The sequence below is a fragment of the Candidatus Phytoplasma sp. AldY-WA1 genome (genome assembly GCF_020312115.2).
GTDB lineage: Bacteria > Bacillota_I > Bacilli_A > Acholeplasmatales > Acholeplasmataceae > Phytoplasma > Phytoplasma vitis.
Genome location: NZ_JAHRHX020000049.1, coordinates 1 through 4,376 on the forward strand (window position 1 = coordinate 1; position 4,376 = coordinate 4,376).

At 20.3% G+C, this 4,376-nt stretch carries 5 protein-coding genes; 3 read left to right on the forward strand and 2 right to left on the reverse strand.

Annotated elements, in window-relative coordinates; genetic code table 11:
• Nucleotides 1–640 precede the first annotated feature (640 nt).
• Both KTO59_RS03505 and KTO59_RS03510 read right to left on the reverse strand, forming a co-directional pair.
• Nucleotides 641–1,282 (reverse strand): YqaJ viral recombinase family nuclease, encoded by a 642-nt coding sequence (locus tag KTO59_RS03505; protein WP_284928658.1) that lies wholly within the window; start codon nucleotides 1,280–1,282, stop codon nucleotides 641–643.
• A gap of 570 nt (nucleotides 1,283–1,852) precedes the next feature.
• Entirely contained in the window at nucleotides 1,853–2,221 is a 369-nt protein-coding gene (locus tag KTO59_RS03510) for an SVM family protein (RefSeq protein WP_284928659.1), read from the reverse strand.
• Nucleotides 2,222–2,462: 241 nt separating this feature from the next.
• On the opposite strand from KTO59_RS03510, the gene KTO59_RS03515 reads away from it, so the two are divergent.
• From KTO59_RS03515 to KTO59_RS03525, 3 genes are all read left to right on the forward strand, one after another.
• Nucleotides 2,463–2,642, forward strand: a complete 180-nt coding sequence (locus KTO59_RS03515) for a hypothetical protein (protein ID WP_284928661.1) — start codon at nucleotides 2,463–2,465, stop codon at nucleotides 2,640–2,642.
• Between the two features lie 576 nt (nucleotides 2,643–3,218).
• Entirely contained in the window at nucleotides 3,219–3,689 is a 471-nt protein-coding gene (locus KTO59_RS03520) for a Panacea domain-containing protein (protein ID WP_284928662.1), read from the forward strand.
• The gene (locus tag KTO59_RS03525; RefSeq protein ID WP_284928663.1) at nucleotides 3,676–4,302 is read left to right on the forward strand and encodes a hypothetical protein; all 627 of its coding nucleotides are present in this window, start codon (nucleotides 3,676–3,678) and stop codon (nucleotides 4,300–4,302) included. Before KTO59_RS03520 ends, KTO59_RS03525 begins: the two co-directional genes overlap by 14 nt.
• Nucleotides 4,303–4,376: the final 74 nt, after the last annotated feature.

The window sequence follows — 4,376 nt, forward strand, 5'->3', positions numbered from 1 at the left end:
AAAAAAATTTACATTTTTTTATAACACTACGACTATTAATTAATTATTAATTGTTAACTAATATTAACTAATTGTAATTATAGACAAAAAAAAAAAAAAACAATTTTTACATTCAGTTTTTTTGTTTATAAGGTATCAAATTAATTTTTATAATGATAAAATAATCTTTTTTATAAAAAAATATCTTACTTATAATAATTTTTAATTATTATAATTTAAAGTTATTTATTTATATTTTCGCTTGATAATAAAAAGATATATTAATAATAATAAAAAAAATTCAAAATAACATGATTCAATTTTGAATAAACGCTGCCTAAAATTACTAATTTTAAAATGAATTTATTTACAATTTTTTGAAACAGCGCAGTGCGGTTCTACTTGATGAAAATAAACTAAGGAACTAGTTTCACAACGACATCTAATAGATAAGCCCGATAGACAAAATTAAAACTTAACCAACGATCGATTAAAATGATTTTATTAGTATTTAAATACGGTTTAATACATTATTCTTGAATTTGGAACATGTTAGTAAAAATTAAAAAATATCTAGTTAAGTTAGTTAAATTACTTATTTTATTCTAAATTTTAGTATAAAAAAAGACCTTCAATTTGAAGGTCTTTAAGTGTTAATTAATTATTTGATTTTACTTAATTGTTTTAAATAAGTCGTTCTTTGGAGTTCTTGTTGGGCTTTAGTTAAAAGTTCTAAGTATTTTTTACTATCAACAATCATTTTAGGAATAAAGGTTTTATCTTTATAAATGCGAACAACATGATAGTTTTGGTCATTAAAATAAACTAGGAAATAAGCGAATTGAGCTTGAGAACAATAGAGTTGACACTGAACTTGGGCCCAATAGTATTTAGGAATATTTTCAAGATGAGGATGAGTTAAAAAATTATTCCAAGTAGAAGATACTTTTTTATTGATATCAACATAAGGACATTTAATTTCTAATAACGTATTAGTTTTTTGATGATAACCATCTAAAGAAGCGGAAAATTGTTGGTAATCATCATCCACAAAAATCGCATCTTCAAAAGTTAAATTAGTTTTTTGAACGAAAAACTGACGCGCGATCGGTTCTAACTTTTGACCATGTAAAGTATATTGATTAGCCGTAAATGACGTACCAAAGAGTTTATCATGAACTAATTGTTCTAAGGAACGAAAAGGGTCTAAGCCAGTAATGGATGCTATTTCGGAAGCGTTGATGTATTTTTGTCGATGTTGATACCATAATTTTGTACGTTGATTTAAGTTTTTGATTTGCATAATGATTATTCCTTCTTAAAAATTTTTTTGAATAATAATAAAAGATATTTTACTAAATAATAAATAAAAAAAGAATATGATAACAACATTTAAGGATAAAATCAATTAGACATAAGAAAATAGGAAGTAAATAATAAAAAAATGATTATTAATAAACCTAAATTTAACCATTGATTTTGATAAGTAAGGAAATAACTACTTATATAACTACTATATAATATTAAGACCATTATTTAAGATTGATTAACCAATTATTAAAGAGATATCACATGATTATTTTATTTATTAGTGGTTAAATAATGATAAAATTTGACCACATTCTTTTTTTAGTTGGTATATACTTATTTTGAAGTTAAAAGATAAAATTGGATTAAATAATAAACTGTTATCAAAGAAATGATTAACAGTAAGGTAATTATTAAAAAGATGAGATTAATAGGTAAAAATGAAAAGTTTTTTTAATTAACATTGATCAGAACTTCCTTTCGTTATGAACTAAAAAAGACCTTAATATGGGTCTCTTCTAAATTAATAATGTATTATTTTTTATATTAATAAAAATCGATAAAATTAATTTTCTATAATTTTAATTAATGGTTTTAAATTAAAAGTTACTTTTGACATTTTAGAATTATTTTTGTAAATTTCTGATATTTTTGATTTAAGTTTATGATGCTCTATTTCTAATTTTAAAACCTCATTTATTTCGTAACTATTTAATTTTTCTTTTGGTCTAAAACAGTGAATTTTATCCTCTAATTCTTTTTTGTTTGTTAACAAATTAAATAATTCATTATTTATATCTTTTGATTTTTTATTTATATAAGAGTTTTGTTTTTTCATAGCCATAACTTGATTATTATTAATTATAAATAAAAATCCTAAAAAAACAAATAAACAAATACTCATTATTTTCAATTGATTTTGTAATTTAAACATTAATTAAATCTCCTTAATTTTTATTCCTTAAATTTTAATTATATGAGGGGTTAATATTTTTATATTGACTTCTTTGATTCGTGCTGTACCCCAAAATTATAGCTGAAACACATCAAATAAACATTCCTAAAATAATTATGGTAAAAAAATTCTTATTCAAAATTAAAAACTGTAAAAATACATAATAAAAATGTATTAAATTTAAATATTTAATTATTATAATCGAAAAAAAATTAAATTTATGAATAATAATTTTTTCAAAAATTTAGTAGCTATTATTATTATTGGCGTAATAGCTACTATAATTTATTATACAAAGAAAGAAAATGTTAAACAAGATACAAAAAACTATTACCTCCTTCTAATTCAGAATCAAAACCACAAAATAAAATTGAATCAGTTCAAACAAACATCAAATTAAACAATACCTTCAAAATATTCACAAGAAACTGAACTAGAAAAAGAAAATAAACAACAACTGAACATACAAAATCAATTTCTGAACAAGCATAATTAGCAAAACAACCCAAATTAATAAAAGTAGATATTCCGTTAAGTCCGAAAAATAAATTCTTAAATTAATGAATTTAATTGGTATTAATGGTGTTGCTTATATAACAATAGTATTCACTAAAATATAATTCAATTAATAATAAATTTTTATACTATGAATTGAATTCGAAAATCCCCAAAAGGATTAATCAGAATTTATTTTAAACCTTCGCCAAAATCCTTTTAAAATAACATATCTTTCTGGTCAATAATAAATACATTTTAGAAAATCTTTTAAAACACAAAATAATCATCAAAAAGATTATATTTTGGGATGATACTCAGGAAGAAAATTTAAATATTAACCAAATAAAAATGAAATAAAAAATGAAAGACTAAATTAAAAAAATTAACAAAAAAAATTCAGAATTTAAAAAAATTTTTATTATTAAAAAAAATATACTATAATACTAATATACAAAAAAATTCTAAAAAGGATATAATTATGAATAATCAAAATAATAAAATTAACATTTTTGACGTAGCTAATTACATTATTCAAAAAAAATCTGAATTAAATCATTTGAGGTTGCATAAAATAATTTATTATTCTCATATTCAATCTTTAATAAAAAGAAAAAAACCATTAATTGATGAACGTTTAGAAGCTTGGTTATACGGACCTGTTTTTCCTATTTTATATAATCATATTAAAGAAAATAATAACGGATTTATAGTTAACCCTTCTAAAAAAGGCGATTTTAAAAAATTAAATAATGAAGAAAAAGAAATTATCGATAATATTTTCAATGAAATTCAAAAATATAAACCTTTCCAAATTTCCGATATTACTCATCAACAAAAACCTTGGAAAGATAAATTTTATCAACCAACACCTAATTGGGAAAAAGAAATTACAAATCAAGAATTAATAGATTATTTTTGTAAAAAAAAGGATCTTTTTGAAGTGGATTAAAATATTAAAAATGAGTATATTTAAAGATAAAATAAAAGAAAAAAAAGAAAAAAATAAAGTAGAAGATTTAGTATTTAAAATTAATTATAATATCGATAAAATTTGTAGTAGTATACCCTCATGTATTAGTAATTTAACAAATTTAACTGAAAATGGTTTTCGTGATATTGTTTTAATAGGTTTAAAACTTATTTTAAAACAAGAATATAACCCTACTTCCGAAACTTTGAATAGTAACGGACAATGCGATATTTATATTAAATTAAATAATGAAGAATTAAAATATATTTCCGAATTCAAAATATGGGTTGGAAAAAAACAAATACAAAAAACATTTAATCAATTATTTGAATATTTGGATTGGCAAAGCGAATCTTCAATTATTTTTATAAATAAAAAAAATCAAAATTATGAAAATATTAATAAAAAAATTTATAAATGGCTTGAAACAGAATCAAAAAAGGGAAAATGTACAATTTTTGAAAAAAAATCTAATCAATGGTTTATCGAATATAAAGACAAAAAAAGAGGAAAAAAATACAAAATATATTTAGCATGTTATGATTTTTATAATATTAAAAATAACGAAAGAAAGAAAAAAAAAATAAAATAATAAAAAGAAAAATTAAAAAACAAATAATTAAAACAAAAGAACTTATCAACTAATGTCTTTTTTTTACCAATCTA